The sequence below is a fragment of the Achromobacter sp. Marseille-Q4962 genome (genome assembly GCF_943737005.1).
In the GTDB taxonomy this organism is placed as follows: domain Bacteria; phylum Pseudomonadota; class Gammaproteobacteria; order Burkholderiales; family Burkholderiaceae_B; genus Achromobacter.
The window spans coordinates 350,756-366,669 of sequence record NZ_CALSFU010000001.1 but is presented as its reverse complement, the minus strand read 5'-3'; the positions used below and the strand labels follow the sequence as shown (position 1 = coordinate 366,669).

At 68.9% G+C, this 15,914-nt stretch carries 17 protein-coding genes; 4 read left to right on the top strand and 13 right to left on the bottom strand.

Features of this window, described 5'->3' with window-relative positions; translation table 11 throughout:
* The 7 genes from NGJ44_RS01705 to NGJ44_RS01675 form a co-directional block, all read right to left on the bottom strand.
* The coding region (locus NGJ44_RS01705) for a DEAD/DEAH box helicase (RefSeq protein WP_251862910.1) at positions 1 to 1,626 on the bottom strand (1,626 nt) is incomplete at its 3' end.
* A gap of 299 nt (positions 1,627 to 1,925) precedes the next feature.
* Positions 1,926 to 2,666, bottom strand: a complete 741-nt coding sequence (locus NGJ44_RS01700; protein ID WP_251862909.1) for a uracil-DNA glycosylase — start codon at positions 2,664 to 2,666, stop codon at positions 1,926 to 1,928.
* 61 nt (positions 2,667 to 2,727) lie between these two features.
* The gene (locus tag NGJ44_RS01695; RefSeq protein ID WP_502802093.1) at positions 2,728 to 3,207 is read right to left on the bottom strand and encodes a DUF488 domain-containing protein; all 480 of its coding nucleotides are present in this window, start codon (positions 3,205 to 3,207) and stop codon (positions 2,728 to 2,730) included.
* A gap of 27 nt (positions 3,208 to 3,234) precedes the next feature.
* Positions 3,235 to 3,699 (bottom strand): HIT family protein, encoded by a 465-nt coding sequence (locus tag NGJ44_RS01690; RefSeq protein ID WP_251862908.1) that lies wholly within the window; start codon positions 3,697 to 3,699, stop codon positions 3,235 to 3,237.
* Positions 3,696 to 4,154: a GNAT family N-acetyltransferase gene (locus tag NGJ44_RS01685; RefSeq protein ID WP_251862907.1), complete on the bottom strand. Its 459-nt coding sequence runs from the start codon at positions 4,152 to 4,154 to the stop codon at positions 3,696 to 3,698. The genes NGJ44_RS01690 and NGJ44_RS01685 overlap by 4 nt, the downstream gene beginning before the upstream one ends.
* 23 nt (positions 4,155 to 4,177) lie before the next feature.
* The gene (pap, locus tag NGJ44_RS01680; protein WP_251862906.1) at positions 4,178 to 5,644 is read right to left on the bottom strand and encodes a polyphosphate:AMP phosphotransferase; all 1,467 of its coding nucleotides are present in this window, start codon (positions 5,642 to 5,644) and stop codon (positions 4,178 to 4,180) included.
* Between the two features lie 44 nt (positions 5,645 to 5,688).
* Positions 5,689 to 6,552 (bottom strand): MBL fold metallo-hydrolase, encoded by an 864-nt coding sequence (locus tag NGJ44_RS01675; RefSeq protein ID WP_251862905.1) that lies wholly within the window; start codon positions 6,550 to 6,552, stop codon positions 5,689 to 5,691.
* Between the two features lie 109 nt (positions 6,553 to 6,661).
* Here NGJ44_RS01675 and NGJ44_RS01670 point away from each other — a divergent pair, with 109 nt between their 5' ends.
* From NGJ44_RS01670 to NGJ44_RS01655, 4 genes are read left to right on the top strand one after another with little or no spacing between them, the layout of a single operon-like run.
* The gene (locus NGJ44_RS01670) at positions 6,662 to 6,997 is read left to right on the top strand and encodes an ArsR/SmtB family transcription factor (protein ID WP_053245609.1); all 336 of its coding nucleotides are present in this window, start codon (positions 6,662 to 6,664) and stop codon (positions 6,995 to 6,997) included.
* Positions 6,994 to 7,428 carry a YeeE/YedE family protein gene (locus NGJ44_RS01665; protein WP_251862904.1) on the top strand — a complete coding sequence of 145 codons (435 nt, stop codon included), beginning with the start codon at positions 6,994 to 6,996 and terminating at the stop codon, positions 7,426 to 7,428. Before NGJ44_RS01670 ends, NGJ44_RS01665 begins: the two co-directional genes overlap by 4 nt.
* Before the next feature lies 1 nt (position 7,429).
* Positions 7,430 to 7,855, top strand: a complete 426-nt coding sequence (locus NGJ44_RS01660) for a YeeE/YedE family protein (protein ID WP_053245622.1) — start codon at positions 7,430 to 7,432, stop codon at positions 7,853 to 7,855.
* Positions 7,856 to 7,907: 52 nt separating this feature from the next.
* Entirely contained in the window at positions 7,908 to 9,155 is a 1,248-nt protein-coding gene (locus NGJ44_RS01655) for an NAD(P)/FAD-dependent oxidoreductase (RefSeq protein ID WP_251862903.1), read from the top strand.
* A gap of 24 nt (positions 9,156 to 9,179) precedes the next feature.
* Here NGJ44_RS01655 and NGJ44_RS01650 read toward each other — a convergent pair whose 3' ends face one another.
* The 6 genes from NGJ44_RS01650 to NGJ44_RS01625 form a co-directional block, all read right to left on the bottom strand.
* Positions 9,180 to 10,448, bottom strand: coding sequence for a phenylacetate--CoA ligase family protein (locus tag NGJ44_RS01650; RefSeq protein ID WP_251862902.1), 1,269 nt, complete (start codon positions 10,446 to 10,448; stop codon positions 9,180 to 9,182).
* A gap of 45 nt (positions 10,449 to 10,493) precedes the next feature.
* On the bottom strand, positions 10,494 to 11,339 hold the full coding sequence (locus NGJ44_RS01645) for an ABC transporter ATP-binding protein (protein ID WP_053245613.1): 846 nt from the start codon (positions 11,337 to 11,339) through the stop codon (positions 10,494 to 10,496).
* Between the two features lie 105 nt (positions 11,340 to 11,444).
* Positions 11,445 to 12,779, bottom strand: a complete 1,335-nt coding sequence (locus NGJ44_RS01640; protein WP_082308412.1) for an ABC transporter substrate-binding protein — start codon at positions 12,777 to 12,779, stop codon at positions 11,445 to 11,447.
* A gap of 224 nt (positions 12,780 to 13,003) precedes the next feature.
* A complete protein-coding gene (locus NGJ44_RS01635) occupies positions 13,004 to 14,068 on the bottom strand; it encodes a branched-chain amino acid ABC transporter permease (protein WP_053245614.1) in 1,065 nt (354 codons plus the stop codon).
* 27 nt (positions 14,069 to 14,095) lie between these two features.
* On the bottom strand, positions 14,096 to 15,025 hold the full coding sequence (locus NGJ44_RS01630) for a branched-chain amino acid ABC transporter permease (protein WP_053245615.1): 930 nt from the start codon (positions 15,023 to 15,025) through the stop codon (positions 14,096 to 14,098).
* A gap of 3 nt (positions 15,026 to 15,028) precedes the next feature.
* Positions 15,029 to 15,913, bottom strand: coding sequence for an ABC transporter ATP-binding protein (locus NGJ44_RS01625; protein WP_251862901.1), 885 nt, complete (start codon positions 15,911 to 15,913; stop codon positions 15,029 to 15,031).
* Between the last annotated feature and the right edge of the window lies 1 nt (position 15,914).

The window sequence follows — 15,914 nt, the reverse complement described above, 5'->3', positions numbered from 1 at the left end:
GGTGCGGAAGCCGCCTTCACGCGGCGTGCGCTCCGCGAAAGGACGCGGATCGCGTTGCGCGCGGTCGGCAAAACCGCCTTGGCCCTCGCGGCCGCTGCGGAATCCACCCTCGCGCGGGCCGCCCTCCCGGAACCCGCCCTCGCGGCGGGGACGGTCGCCGAAGCCGGCGCGTTCGGCGCGGAAACCGCCTTCACGCGGCGCGCGCTCGGCAAAGGGGCGCGCATCGCGCTGCGGGCGGTCGCCATAGGACGGGCGCGCATCGCGATCGCCGCGGAAACCGTGTTCGCGGCGGCCCTGGAAGCCGTCGTCGCGCGGCTTGAATTCGCCACGGGGGCCGCCCTCGCGGAAGCCGCCCTCGCGCGCGCCGGCATAGCCTTCGCGCTGGCCCCAGGGCTTGCCCTGGCCCTTGGCGTAAGGCGGCTTGCCGTGGGACTTCTGGCCGTAGCCCTTGCCGAACGGCTTGCCGCCGGCGGCCGGGCGCGGCGTGCGCTTGGGCTCCAGGCCCGCGATGACCTCGGGGGTGATCGATTGGCCGATGTAGTGCTCGATGCGGCGCACCTTGTGGCGCTCGGCGTGCGTGGCCAGCGTGAACGCCAGGCCGTTGCGGCCGGCGCGGCCGGTGCGGCCGATGCGGTGCACGTAGTCTTCGGCCTGCATGGGCAGGTCGAAGTTCACGGCGTGGCTGATGCCCTGTACGTCGATGCCGCGCGCGGCCACGTCGGTGGCCACCAGGACGCGCAGCTGGCCGCGCTGCAGCTGGGCCAGGGTGCGGGTGCGCTGGCGCTGGTTCATGTCGCCATGCAGCGCGGCGGCGGCAAAGCCCTGGTCGGCCAGGCGGTCGGCCAGGTCGTCGGCGCCGCGCTTGGTGGAGGTGAAGACGATGGCCTGGTCCAGCGTGGCGTCGCGCAGGACGTGATCCAGGAGCTGCATCTTGTGGCCGACGTCGTCGGCGTAGAGCAGGCTCTGGGTGATGTTGGTGTGCTTTTCCTTGTGGCCGGCGATTTCGATGCGCTGCGGCTCGCGCATCATGCGCGAGGCCAGCTTGGCGACGGTGCCGTCCAGCGTGGCCGAGAACAGCAGCGTCTGGCGGCTTTCCGGCAGACGGCCGACGATGGTTTCGATGTCCTCGATGAAGCCCATGTCGAGCATGCGGTCGGCTTCGTCCAGCACCAGGGTGTGCACGGTATTGAGTTTCACGCGGCCGGCGTTCAGGTGGTCGATGAGGCGGCCCGGGGTGGCGACCAGCACGTCCACGCGGCGCGAGAGCGCCTTGAGCTGGGCGCCGTAGGGCATGCCGCCCACCACGGTGGCGGTGCGCAGGCCGGGCAGGTGGCGGCCGTAGGCGGCCGTGGCGTCGGCGACCTGCAGGGCCAGTTCGCGGGTGGGGGTCAGCACCAGCACCTGCACGCCCACGCCCTTGTTGCCCGGCATGCCGGCAATGCGGTTGAGCGCGGGCAGCATGAAGGCGGCGGTCTTGCCGCTGCCGGTCTGCGAGGACACCATCAGGTCATGGCCTTGCAGGGCGGGCGGAATGGCGCAGGCCTGCACCGAGGTGGGCGCCGTGAAGCCGGCGTCGTGGAGGGCGGAGAGCAGGGCGGGCGCGAGGCCCAGGCTTTCGAAAGACATAACTTTCCTTGCCGCGGAAAAAGCGGCGCTGTGCCGGGCCGGGCCGCGATAGGGGCTGCCGGAACCAGGCGACGGTTGATGGAGCATCGTGCCGACCGAATCAACCGTGCGCGTGGCGCGTTCCCGTGTGCTGCTCGGAACGCAGGGCGAAAGGAAAGGAGGTCAGGAAGCGATGACGTCTGGCACGGATGGGCGCTCGGGCCCGCATGACTGCGTGAATGTCCGCCTGGATGGCGGCGGGTGCCAGACTCTTTTTGTGCAGTGCGGCGATCATAACCCGGATTGCCGGGCCTGGCGAGCTATTTTTTTCCGCCGATCCAATCAATAGGGTTTTTCCCTTGGTCGATCAGCCAGTCGTTGGTGCGCCGGAAGTGGCCGCAGCCCAGGAACGGCACGGGCGGGCGGCGGGCCGACAGGGGCGAGGGGTGGTTGGCCATCAGCACCAGGTGGCCGCTGTGGGGCGGCAGCAACGCCTGTTTGGCCTGGGCGTGCGCGCCCCAGAGCAGGAAGGCCTTGGGCCGGGGGTCGCGCGCCACCCGGGCGATGAGGGCGTCGGTCACGGTTTCCCAGCCCTTTTTCGCATGCGAGGCCGGCTGGCCGTCCTCGACCGTGAGCGAGGTGTTGAGCAGCAGCACGCCCTGTTCGGCCCAGGGGCTCAGGTCGTTGCCCGAGGGCGGCGGCGCCTCGGGGAACTCCGCCGCGATTTCGTTGAAGATGTTGCGCAGGCTGGGCGGCCGCTTGCAGCCGTCCGGCACCGAGAACGCCAGGCCCTGCGCCTGGCCCGCCCCATGGTAGGGGTCCTGCCCCAGGATGACCACCCGCACCTCCGCGGGCGCCAGGTGGTCGAGCGCGCGAAACGGCGTGGCGGGATACACCACGGCGCCCTCGGCCAGGCGGCGCTCCACATGGGCGGTTACCGCGTGCAGCGCCGCCGCCACGGGGGCGGCGTCGAAAACGTCTTTCCAGGCCGCCGGCAGGCGCGCGAGCTGGGCGGCGATGGCCCCGGGACGCAGGCGGGTGTCCGGGGCGGGCGGGAGCATCGATGCTTGGGCAGGTGCGGTCATGGGCGGGATTTTGGCACAGGCGCGCCCGCCGCTCCGCTTACCGGGCAGCCTTGGCGGTTTTGGCCGTCTTGCCGGTTTTTACCGCTTTTGCCGCCTGCGCGGCTTTCACCGTTCTTGCCGCCTTGGCCGCCGGCTCGGACCCTGCGCGCTTGTCCGCCAGGGCCTGCAGGGCCTCGCGCAGCACCACGGCCTGGTTGTGCTCGGTATCGCGCGCGCCATAGAGCAGCACCAGGGGGCGCCTGCCCGCGTCGGCCAGCAGCGCCCGCAGCCGTTCCTGTTCTTCGGGCGCGGCGAGTTCTTCGAGGTAGCGCCGGCGGAATTCGGGCCACAGCTCCACCTTGTGGCAGAACCATTTGCGCAGTTCGGTGCTGGGAGCCACGTCGCGCGCCCAGACGTCCAGCCCCAGCTCCTCGCGGCTCAGGCCGCGCGGCCACATGCGGTCCACCAGGGCACGGTAGCCGCCTTCCGGTCCCAGACCTTCATAAACGCGTTGCACGACGATATCGGGCGCTTTCATGGCGCGGCTCCTCGGGACGGCCCCGCCTCAATGCCAGAGCAGGGCGTTCATGGCTTCGACCAGGCGGTCGCGGTAGCGCGGCAGCAGCGCGCGCGTGGCGGCCTGGCGCGTCTTCCATTGCGGGCTTTCGGCGCCGGCCGCCACGCGCGCCGGCGCCCAGATCGGGTCGGGAAAATGGCGGTCGCCGCGCCACCGCGGAATGACGTGCCAGTGCAGATGCGGCACCATGTTGCCCAGCGAGGCCAGATTGATCTTGTCGGGCGAGAGCACCGACTGCTGGGTTTCCTCCACCACGTACACGGCGCGCATCAGCAGGTCGCGCCCGTGGGTGGACAGGCTGGTCATTTCGGCCAGGTGCCCGTTCCAGATGACGCGGGTGAAGCCGGGGTAGTCGGGGTCGTCCACTTCGACGATGCGCAGGTGCGGTCCGCGCCACAGCAGCGCGCCGCCGTCTTCCTGGCATAGCGGACAGTTGGGATCGCGCGCGCTCATGCAAGCACCTTGCGGTACTGGATGAAGCCGGAACGGTCGGCGATGCGGTCGTAGAGCTGCATGGCGGTGGCGTTGGTTTCGTGGGTCAGCCAGTACACCCGCGCGCAGTGGGCGGCCTGGGCCTGCGCATAGACGTGCTCGATGAGCTTGCGCCCCACGCCGGCGCCGCGCGTTTCGGGCGCCACGTAGAGGTCTTGCAGATAACAGTAGTCGCCGGCGGTCCAGGTGGAGCGGTGGTAGATCCAGTGCACCATGCCGATCGCGTTGCCCCGTTCGTAGGCCAGGGCCGCGTGCATGGGCTCGGCCGGGTCGAGCAGCCGCGCCCAGGTGTTGCGGGTGACGGCGTCGTCGATGTCCACGCGATAGAACGCCTGGTAGCCTTTCCAGAGCGGAAGCCAGGCGTCGAAGTCGGCGGAGACGACAGGGCGGATGTCGGCGTTGCTGAGGGAACTCATGAGGGAATGCTCTCCAGGCGTATTCAGAGTTGGTCTTCCAGGGTCTGGACGATGTGCCGCAGCACCTGCAGACGAGCGTACCGCTTGTCGTTGGCGGACACCAGATGCCAGGGCGCGCGCGAGACGTCGGTGCGCGCCAGCATGTCGTTGGCGGCGCGGGCGTAGTCCTGCCATTTGTCGCGGTTGCGCCAGTCGTCCGGCGTGATCTTGAAATGCTTGAACGGCGATTTCTCGCGTTCCTTGAAGCGCGCGAGCTGCACGTCGGGCGTGATCGCCAGCCAGAACTTCAGCACGATCGCGCCGCTGGCCACGAGCTGCCCCTCGAAGTCGTTGATCTCGGCGTAGGCGCGGCGCCAGGTGGCGGGGGGCGTCAGCTTTTCCACGCGCTCGACCAGCACCCGGCCGTACCAGGAGCGGTCGAAGATGGCGATGCGGCCCTTGCGCGGCACCTGGCGCCAGAAGCGCCACAGGTAGGGCCGCGCCAGTTCGTCGCTGTTGGGCGCGGAAACCGGCGTGATGTCGAACTGGCGCGCGTCCAGCGCGTGCGTGACGCGGCGGATCGCGCCGCCCTTGCCGGCGGCATCCTGGCCTTCGAAAACCAGCACCAGCGAGCGGTCCTGGAACTTGCGCGAGCGCACCGCGCCGGCCAGGCGGCCCTGGAGCAGGCCGAGTTCCGAGTCGTAGTCGTCTTTTTCTTCCCGGGCCTGGTAATCGAGGCGGCCGAGGCGGTCGATGACGCGCGTGGGGCCGGAGTGCGCCACGAAGGAAGGGGGAATGCGCGGCACGCCGTGCTGGCGCAGCGCGGCGAGCACCGCCTCGGCCGTGCGCGCCGAACGCATCTGCTCATCCGCGCTGGGTATCACGATCCAGGGCGCGTGGCCGCTGTCGGTGTGGTTGAGCGTGATCTCGCCGGCGGCGCGGATGCGGTGGAATTTCTTGTAGACCTTCAGGTCCGCGGGGCTGACCTGCCAGGCGGTTTCCGGGCTGGCCAGCAGCCGTTCGGCGCGTTCGCGCTGCGCTTGGCGCGACAGGTGGAACCAGAGCTTCACGATCTGCACGCCCTCGGCGGCCAGGATGGCCTCGAAGCGGCGGATGGCGGCGGCCTGCGCCTCGATGGCGTCGTGGCGCGGATGCTTGCGCGCCGCTTCGCGGATCAGCGGCGCATACCAGGAGCCGAACACGATGCCCGTGCGGCCCTTGGGCGGCAGGTCTTTCCAGTAGCGCCACAGGGGCGGCCGCTCCAGTTCCTCGCCTTCGGGCGGGCCGTAGGCCAGGGTCTTGATGTGGCGCGGGTCCATCCACTCGTTGAGCAGATTGACGGTGGCGCCCTTGCCGGCCCCGTCGATGCCCGCCACCACCACCAGCAGCGTCTTGCGGGCCTGCCGCAGCCGCTGGTACTGGGCATTGAGCAGGGCCACGCGCAGCCGGGCTTCCAGCGGCTTGAACTCTTCCTTGGACAGGCAGGGGTCGGCTTCGGCTTCTTCGAACATGGCGCGCGGACGGTCGTCTGACCGGCCGATCTTGCGCGAAATTCCTACAGCGTGTCCAGCGGAATCTTCAGGTAGCGCACGCCGTTGTCCTCGGCCGGCGGGAAGTGGCCGGCGCGGATGTTCACCTGGATGGCCGGCAGGATGAGAGTGGGCATGGACAGCGTGGCGTCGCGCCGCGTGCGCATGGCCACGAATTCCTCTTCGGAGACGCCGTCGCGCACGTGGATGTTGGCGCGGCGCTGCTCCGCGACCGTGGTTTCCCATGCGGCGCCGCGGCCCTCGGGCGGGTAGTCGTGGCACATGAAGAGCCGCGTATCGCCGGGCAGCGCCAGCAGGCGGCGGATGGAGCGGTACAGGGCATGGGCGTCGCCGCCCGGGAAGTCGCAGCGCGCCGTGCCCACGTCGGGCATGAAGAGCGTGTCGCCCACGAAGGCCGCGTCGCCCACCAGGTAGGCCATGTCGGCCGGCGTATGGCCGGGCACGTGCATGGCCCGCGCCTCGATCGCGCCGATGCGGAACGTCTCGCCGTCGGCGAACAGATGGCCGAACTGGGAGCCGTCCAGCGCGAAGCCCGGTTCCAGGTTGAACACTTGCCTGAAAACGCCCTGCACGGCGCGGATATCTTGCCCGATGGCGATGACGCCGCCCAGCCGCCGCTGCAGGTAGGGCGCGGCCGAAAGGTGGTCGGCATGGGCATGGGTTTCGAGCAGCCACTCGGTTTTCAGCCCCTGCCCGCGCACATAGGCCGCCACCCGGTCGGCGCTGGACGTGCCGGTGCGCCCGGACTTGGGGTCGTAGTCCAGCACGGAGTCGATGATGGCGCAGGCCCCGCCGGGCACAGGCTCGTGCACCACGTAGGTCACGGTGGCGGTGGCGGGGTCGAAGAAAGCCTGGATGTGCGGATTCACGATGTCTCCCCGGACGGGGCAATCAATTTACTTTTTTAAATAATATTGTTGGATATTCTATAGGTCAATATAATGAATCCGACTTCATCCAACGATTGACCGGCCGCAAATGAATGCCACCCTTACCGAGCGCGAAGTCGCCGCGCTGCGCGAATCCGCCTCTCAGGCGTGCACGCTGCTCAAGGCGCTGGCCAACGAAGACCGCCTGCTGCTGCTGTGCCAGCTCGTGCAGGGCGAGCGCAACGTGAGCGAACTGGAATCCCTGACCGGCATCCGGCAGCCCTCCCTGTCGCAGCAGCTCGGCGTGCTGCGCGACGAAGGACTGGTGGCCACGCGCCGCCAGGGCAAGTATGTGTACTACCGCATGGCCAGCTACGAAGTCAGCCAGGTCATGAAAACCCTGTCCAGCCTGTACTGCGGCCGGGCGCTGGAGGCCCTGCAATGACGCTGGACCGGGCTGCGTTCGCGCCGTGGCCCGCGCTGGCCGGCGGCGTGCTGATCGGCCTGGCCGCCGTGCTGCTCATGCTGGGGGCGGGCCGTATCGCCGGCATCAGCGGCATCGTGGGCGGCCTCTTGCCGCCGCGCGGAGGCGCGGGCTGGCGCCTGGGCTTTCTGCTGGGGCTGGCGGCCTCGCCCTGGGCGTACCGCCTGGCCGCGGGCCTGCCGGCCATCCGCGTGGAGGCGGGCACGGGCACGCTCGTCGCGGCCGGCCTGCTGGTCGGCCTGGGCACGCGCTACGCGTCGGGATGCACCAGCGGCCATGGCGTATGCGGCCTGGCGCGCGGCTCGGCGCGCTCGTTCGCCGCCACCGCCGTGTTCATGGCGGCGGGCTTCGCCACGGTGTACGCCGTGCGGCATGGCTGGACGGGGGCCTGATATGGCGGGCCTGGCGGCGTGTCTGTGCGGGCTGGTCTTCGGCATCGGCCTGCTGCTCTCCGGCATGGCGGATCCCGCCAAGGTGCTGGGCTTTCTGGACCTGGGCGGCGCCTGGGATCCCTCGCTGGCGTTCGTCATGGGCGGCGCGGTAGCGGTGACGGCACTGGGTTTCCGCTGGCTGCGCCGCCGGCGCGGCCCCAGCCTGGCGGGCGGACCGCTGCAATGGCCCGCGGCGACCCGCATCGATTTCCGCTTGCTGGCCGGCAGTCTGGCTTTCGGCGCCGGATGGGGGCTGGCGGGATTCTGTCCCGGCCCGGCCCTGGTGGCCGCGGCGGCCGGCGTGCCCCAGGCCCTGGTCTTCGTGGCGGCCATGGCGGCCGGCATGGGCCTGTTTTCGCTCATCGAACATCGCAAACCAGGAACATGAAAGGCCGTCCGGGGCGGGCTGACACGCCCTTCGGGCCAGAGGAGACAGCAACATGAGCAAGGATGCAACGGCGCGCGGCGCGCAAGGCGACTTCGACATCGTGGTGGTGGGCGGCGGCTCGGCGGGCATCGGCGTGACGGCCAGCCTGCTGCGCCGCCGCCCGGACCTGCGCATTGCCGTGGTCGAGCCCAGCGACAGGCATTACTACCAGCCGGCCTGGACCCTGGTGGGCGGCGGGGCCTTCGACGTGACGCGCACCGTGCGCCCCATGGCCGATGTGATTCCCCGGCGCGCCGTCTGGGTGCGCGCCGCCGCGGCCGGTTTCGAGCCGGAGCGCAACCGCCTGCGGCTGGCCGACGGCGGCGCGCTGGGCTACCGTCAGCTCATCGTCTGCCCCGGCCTGCGTCTGGCCTGGGAGAAAGTCGAGGGTCTGGACGCCACGCTGGGCCGCAACGGCGTCACGTCCAACTACCGCTACGAACTCGCGCCCTATACCTGGGAGCTGGTGCGCGGCCTCGAATCGGGCCGTGCACTCTTCACCCAGCCCGCCATGCCCATCAAGTGCGCGGGCGCGCCGCAGAAAGCCATGTACCTGGCCTGCGACCACTGGCGTCGCGGCGGCGTGCTGGACCGCATCCAGGTGGAGTTCGATCTGGCCGGCGCGGCGCTTTTCGGGGTGCCGACGTTCGTGCCGCCCCTCATGCGCTACGTGGAGCGCTATGGCGCGGCCCTGCGGTTCAACTCCAACCTGGCGGCGGTGGACGGCGGCGCGCGCAAGGCGTGGTTCGACGTGAAGGACGCCGACGGCAATGTGCGCCGCGAGGAGCGCGCCTTCGACATGCTGCACGCCGTGCCGCCGCAGTTGCCGCACGATTTCCTGCGCGACAGCCCGCTGGCCGGCGCGGCGGGCTGGTGCGAAGTGGACCCGGCCACCTTGCAGCATCCGCGCTATGCCAACGTGTTCGGCGCGGGCGACGCCATCAGCGCCAGCAATGCCAAGACGGCCGCGGCGGCGCGCAAGCAGATCGTGACCGTGGCCGAGAACCTCATTGCGCTGCGCGAGGGGCGGCCCATGCCGGTGCGCTATGACGGCTACGGCTCGTGCCCTCTCACGGTGGAGCGCGGCCGCGTGGTGCTGGCCGAGTTCGGCTATGGCGGCAGGCTGCTGCCCACCTTCCCGCTGGATCCCACCGTGCCGCGCCGCAGCGCCTGGCTGCTCAAGGCCAGGCTGCTGCCGTGGGTCTACTGGAACGGCATGCTCAAGGGCCGCGAGTGGCTGGCGCACCCGCTGGGCAACTGAAACGGGCCGCGCGCGCCGGCGGCCTCAATCGTAGCTGCGCACGTCGTCGATGACCTTGCCGTCGTTCGGCAGGGCGCCGTCGTCGGCCCATTCGATGTCGGCGCGCAGCTTGGTCACGTCGCGCACGGACTCGGCGATGCGCTGGCCCAGCGCGGCGTCGCGCACGTCCGATTCCACTTTCAGCACCATGCGGTCCGATCCCATGCCGCCGCTCACGACCAGCCGGGCCCGGCGGATTTCGGGGTGCCGGCGCACCACGTCTGCCACCTGCGAGGGATGCACGAACAGGCCCCGCACCTTGGTGGTCTGGTCGGCGCGGCCCATCCAGCCCTTGATGCGGGTATTGGTGCGGCCGCACGGCGAGACGCCCGGCAGCACGGCGGAGAGATCGCCCGTGCCGAAACGCACCAGCGGGTAATCGGGGTTGAGCGTGGTCACCACGACCTCGCCGACTTCGCCGTCGGGCACGGGTTCGCCGGTGCCGGGGCGCACGATTTCCACGATGATGTCTTCGCCCAGCACCAGCCCTTCGCGCGCCGAGGTTTCGAAGGCGATCATGCCCAGGTCGGCGCTGCCGTAGGCCTGGTAGCCGTCGATGCCGCGCGCGGCCAGCCATTCCCGCAGCGACGGCGGAAAGGCCTCGCCGGACACGAGGGCGCGGCGCAGGGAATCGAGTTTCACGCCCAGTTCGTCGGCCTTTTCCAGGATGATCTTCAGGAAGCTGGGCGTGCCGGTGTAGCCGCTGGGCGCGAGGTCGGCGATGGCCCGCACCTGCTGTTCGGTCTGGCCCGTGCCGCCGGGAAACACGGTGCAGCCTACCGCATGGGCCGCGGTTTCCATCATGGAGCCCGCCGGGGTGAAGTGATAGGAAAAGCAGTTGTAGGTCAGCTCGCCCGGGCGGAAACCGGCGGCATAGAGCGCGCGGGCAAAGCGCCAGTAGTCGCTGCGCGCGCTTTCGGGTTCGTAGATGGGGCCGGGCGAAGCGAACACCCGCAGGGCCTCGCCCCAGCCGATGGCCGAAAAGCCGCCGAAGGCCTTGGCCGGGCCGGCGGGCGCGCCGGCGTCGGCGCGGCTTTCCTGCTGCCGCTCGAGCAGCTCATGTTTGCGCAGCACCGGCAGGCGCGCCAGCGCCTCGCGCGAGGTCACCGACGCCGGATCGACGCCGCGCAGCTGGTTCGCGATGGCCGGCGCACGGGCGATGGCTCGGGCGATGGCGCCGGGCAGGGCGGCCATCAGGTCTCGCTCGCGCGCCTCGGGCGCTCGCGTTTCCAGTACATCGAAAAACTCGGACATGGGATCGCACCCTCTCGTGTGCCGTTGTGCGGTGTCGTTGCCGATTCAGGCCAGCCACCGCTTGCGGCGGCGGTAGAACTTGTGGTCGCGGAAGCTCTTGCGCTCGCCGCTGGAAATGCCGAGGTAGAACTCCTTCACGTCCTCGTTGCGCGCCAGGTCCGACGCCTCGCCGTCCATCATCACGCGGCCGTTTTCCAGGATGTAGCCGTAGTCGGCATAGCGCAGGGCGATGTTGGTGTTCTGCTCGGCCAGCAGGAAGCTGACGCGCTCGCGTTGGTTGAGGTCGCGCACGATCTCGAAAATCTCTTCCACGATCTGCGGCGCCAGGCCCATGGAGGGCTCGTCCAGCAGGATCATGTTCGGGTTGGCCATCAGCGCGCGGCCGATGGCGGTCATCTGCTGCTCGCCGCCCGAGGTGTAGCCGGCCTGGCTGGCGCGCCGCTGCTTGAGGCGCGGAAAGTACTGGTACACCCGGTCGAGCGCGGCCGCCGTCTCCGCGCGGCTCATGCTGCGCGTATAGGCCCCGGTGAGCAGATTCTCTTCGATGGTGAGGTGGGCGAAGCAATGCCGGCCCTCCATGACCTGGACCACGCCGCGCTTGACCAGTTCGGCGGGCGACAGCTTTTCGATGCGCTGGTCGCGGTACTGGATATACCCCTTGGTCACGTCGCCGCGCTCGCCCTTGAGCAGGTTGGAGATGGCGCGCAGGGTAGTGGTCTTGCCCGCGCCGTTGGCCCCCAGCAGGGCCACGATGCGGCCTTCCGGCACCTGCAGGGACACGCCCTTGAGCACCAGGATGACGTGGTTGTAGATCACCTCGATGCCGTTCACGTCGAGCAGCACCCTGGGGGCGTGCGCGGCGGCATCGTGGGCGGTAGTGGCTGCGGTCATGATCGTTCCTGCTGCGTGGTGGCGGCCGGCCGCCGGGTCGCCGGCCGCCGGTTCATACGAAAGCTGCGGCACCCCTGTGGGGAGGCGCCGCAGGCGCTGCGGGGGTCAGTTGCATCCTCGGGGCGTGATGTTCTTCTCCTTGGCGTACTTCGCCGCGGCTTCCTTCACCATCGGCTCCAGCAGGCTCTTGTCGGCCTGGTACCAGTCGGACACCACCTTGAACTTGGCGCCGTCCCACTGCACGATGCGCGCCCAGTCGTCGCCCATGTGATTGGCGCAGCTTGTCTTCACCGGCCGCATGATGTGGCCGAACCCGAGCTGGTCCAGGCGCTCCTGGGTGAGATTCAGGTTCTCGAAGCCCCAGCGCACCTGTTCCGGCGTCATGGCCTTGCCCTTGCCGAACTTCTCCTGCGCGGTGCGGATGGCTTCCACCTGCAGCATGGAGATCATCATGCCGCGCGTATGCGCGATGGTGCCCAGGGTCGTATTGCCGGACTTGTCCGAGCCCTGGCCCTTGTCGTAGACGTACTTCTTCAGGTCGTCGTACACCTTGTCGTGCTCGGCGCCGCTGTTGTGGATGGTGATGGCGTTGTAGCCCTTGGCGACCTGGCCCAGGTCTTTCACGTCGCCCTCGGAGCCGGCCCACCAGATGGCGTACATCTTGTCGCGCGGGTAACCGCTGGCCTGGGCCTCGCGGATGGCGGTGGGCGTCATGATGCCGGCGCTCCACAGCAGCACGTAGGCGGGCCGCTGCTGGCGGATTTGCAGCCAGGTGGATTTCTGCTCCACGCCGGGCGCCGTCACCGGATACAGCAGCAGCTCGAAGCCTTCCTTGGCGGCGCGCTTCTGCAGGAGCGGAATGGGCTCCTTGCCATACGGGGAGTCGTGGTAGACCAGGGCGATCTTCTTGCCCTTGAGCTTGTCCATGCCGCCTTCTTTCCTGGCGATGTCCTGGATCATCACGTCGGCCGCGGTCCAGTAGGTGCCCAGCAGCGGGAAGTTCCATTCGAACACGCTGCCGTCCACCGATTGCGACAGGCCGTAGCCCATGGTCTCCACCGGCACCTTGTCGACCATGGCCTTGTCGCTCACGGCGAACGTGATGCCGGTGGACTGCGTGTCGAAACCCGAGGCGCCCGTGCCCTTGCCCTTCAGCCGCTCGTAGCACTCCACGCCGCGGTCGGTGGCATAGGCCGTCTCGCATTCCTCGTAAGTGATCTTGACGCCGTTCACGCCGCCGTCGCGCTCGTTGACCAGCTTCAGGTAGTCGAGTTTGCCGTCGGCCCAGGGTATGCCCAGCGGCGCGAACGAGCCGGTGCGGTACACCAAGAGCGGAACGAACTGCTCGTCCGCCATCGCCGGCGCGGACACGGCGCCGGCCGCGCCGGCTGCGGCGACCAGGGCTGCCGCCAATTTCAGGTTCAGACGCTTCATCTCCATTTACCTCCTGCGTGGTGTAAGGGCAGCGCGCCCTGGGACACCGGGATTGGCCCGGTCTGTAGCCGGGTATTCAGGATGCCGAGCCGCGAGGTCGTGCCGCCACGGCCGGCAATGATCGATACGGACCCAACGTTTTGCTTGTGTCTCCTGCTCTTCCACTTCCTGCGCTGCCTGCATTCGCGGCACTGCGGGGTCCGGCGCCGCGGGCGCTTTCGGGGGCAACATCAGTGCGGGAACGGCCAGATCCTCAGCTTCTCCTTGCCTATGCTCCACAGCCGCGCCAGTCCGTGCGGCTCGGCGATGAGGAAGAACACGATGAGCGCGCCGAACACCATGTGTTCCACGTGCGCCGCCGTGTCCACCGACAGCGACAGGCCCAGCATATGCGGCACGTTGGTCAGCGCCACCGGCACCAGCACGATGAACGCCGCGCCGAAGAAGCTGCCGATGATGGACCCCAGCCCGCCGATGATGACCATGAAGAGCAGCTGGAACGAACGCGCCAGGTCGAAGGCCAGGGGCTCCCACGAACCCAGGTGGATGTAGCCCCAGAGCGCGCCCGCCACGCCCACGATGAACGAGCTGACCGCGAAGGCCGTGAGCTTGGCGTACATGGGCCGGATGCCGATGACCGAAGCGGCCACGTCCATGTCGCGGATCGCCATCCACTGGCGTCCGATCGCGCCGCGCACGAGGTTCTTGGCCAGCAGGCTGAACACGGCGACGAAGGCGAGCACGAACAGGTACTTCTCCGTGGAGCTCTGCACCGGCACGCCGAAGACCGTGAGCGGCGGCACCGAGACGCTGCCCGAGGGCGAGTAGTTGGTGAAGAAGGGGATACGCAGGAAGGCCCAGTCCACGAAGAACTGCGCGGCCAGCGTGGCCACGGCCAGGTACAGGCCGCGGATGCGCAGGCTGGGAATGCCGAACACCACGCCCACCAGCGTGGCGAAGCAGCCGCCCAGCAGGATCTGCAGCAGCAGCGGCATGCCCGGGAAGCGCACGCCGAAGTTCCACGCCGCATAGGCGCCCACCGCCATGAAGGCGCCGGTGCCCAGCGAGATCTGGCCGCAGTAGCCCACCAGGATGTTCAGTCCCACCGCCGCCAGCGACAGGATGAGGAACGGGATGAGAATGGCGCGCAGCAGATAGTCGCTGGCCAGCGCGGGCACGACGATGAAGGCCACGGCCAGCAGCGCCCACACGAACACGCGGTCCTGGCGGATGGGGAAGATCTGCTGGTCGGCGCGGTAGCTGGTCTTGAACTGGCCGTTTTCGCGATAGAACATGTGTTTTTTCCCAGAAGGCCCGTGCGCTTACACGCGGTCGATGATCTTCTCGCCGAACAGCCCTTGCGGACGGAACAGCAGGAACACCAGCGCCAGCACGTAGGCGAACCAGATTTCGATGCCGCCGCCCACGAGCGACCCCAGATACACCTCGGAGAGCTTTTCGCCCACGCCGATGATGAGCCCGCCCAGGATGGCGCCCGGCACGGACGTCAGGCCGCCCAGGATCACCACGGGCAGCGCGCGCAGGGCCGCCGTGGACAACGTGAACTGCACGCCGAACTTCGAGCCCCAGATGATGCCGGCCACCAGCGCCACCAGCCCGGCCACGCTCCACACGATGACCCAGATGCGGTTGAGCGGGATGCCGATGGATTGCGCGGCCTGGTGGTCGTCGGCCACGGCGCGCAGCGCGCGGCCGGTGGACGTGTACTGGAAGAAAAGCGCCAGCGCGGCCACGAGCAGGGCGGCGATGACGGCGGCGGTCAGGTCTTCCAGGTTGATGAGCAGCCCGCCCTCGAAGATGGAGTCGAGGATGATGGCCGGGTCTTTGGGCATGCCCACGTTCACCGAATACACCGAGCTGCCGAAGGAGATCTGGCCCAGGCCGTCCAGGAAGTAGCTGATGCCCAGCGTGGCCATGAGCAGCGTGGTGGCCTCCTGGTTGACCAGGTGGCGCAGCACGAAGCGTTCGATGGCCACGGCCAGCAGGAACATCAGGATCGCGCTCACGATGAAGGCCAGCACGTTGGCCAGCAGCATGTTGTCAAAGCCCAGCCACTGCGGGATCCACTCCGAGAAGCGGGCCATGGACAGGGCGGCCACCAGCACCATGGCGCCCTGCGCGAAGTTGAAGACGCCCGAGGCCTTGAAGATGAGCACGAAGCCCAGGCCGATGAGCGCGTACAGCATGCCGCTCATCAGTCCGCCGAATACGGTTTCCAGAAAAAATCCCATACGTCACCTTGTGGTCGTCGAAGCGGAGACCGGGCTTGCGCCGTCGCGAGCCCCGCCGGCCTGCGCCACCGCGTCGTTGGCCGGCGCGGCGCTGCCTTCCACGCCCAGATAGGCGCGGATCACGTCTTCGTTCGTCCGCACTTCGCCGGGCGTGCCGTCGCCGATCTTCTTGCCATAGTCCAGCACCACGACGCGGTCGGAAATGTCCATGACCACGCCCATGTCGTGCTCGATGAGCACGATGGTGGTGCCGAACTCGTCGTTCACGTCGAGGATGAAGCGGCTCATGTCCTGCTTTTCCTCGATGTTCATGCCGGCCATGGGCTCGTCCAGCAGCAGCAGGCGCGGCTCCATGGCCAGCGCGCGGCCCAGGTCCACGCGCTTTTGCAGACCGTAGGGCAGCCGCCCGACCGGCGTCTTGCGGTGCGCCTGGATCTCCAGGAAGTCGATGATGTTCTCGACGAATTCGCGGTGGCGGATTTCCTCGCGCTCGGCCGGCCCCAGCCGCAGGGCCTGGGCGAACAGGCCGCACTTCATGCGCAGGTTGCGGCCCGTCATGATGTTGTCCAGCACGCTCATGCCCTTGAAGAGCGCGAGGTTCTGGAAAGTGCGGGCGATGCCCATTTCGGCCGCGCGCCGGGGGTTCATGCGCGAGAAGCGCCTGCCCTGGAACTCGATGGTCCCCTGCTGCGGCGTGTAGACGCCGTTGATGACGTTGAGCATGGAGCTCTTGCCCGCGCCATTGGGGCCGATGATGGCGCGGATCTCGTGCTCGCGCACATTGAAGGAAATGTCCGTCAACGCCTTGACGCCGCCGAACGACAGGGAAATGTTCTGCATGTCCAGCATCACGTCGCCGATGCGCTGGTCGCGGTCTGTATGGCTCATG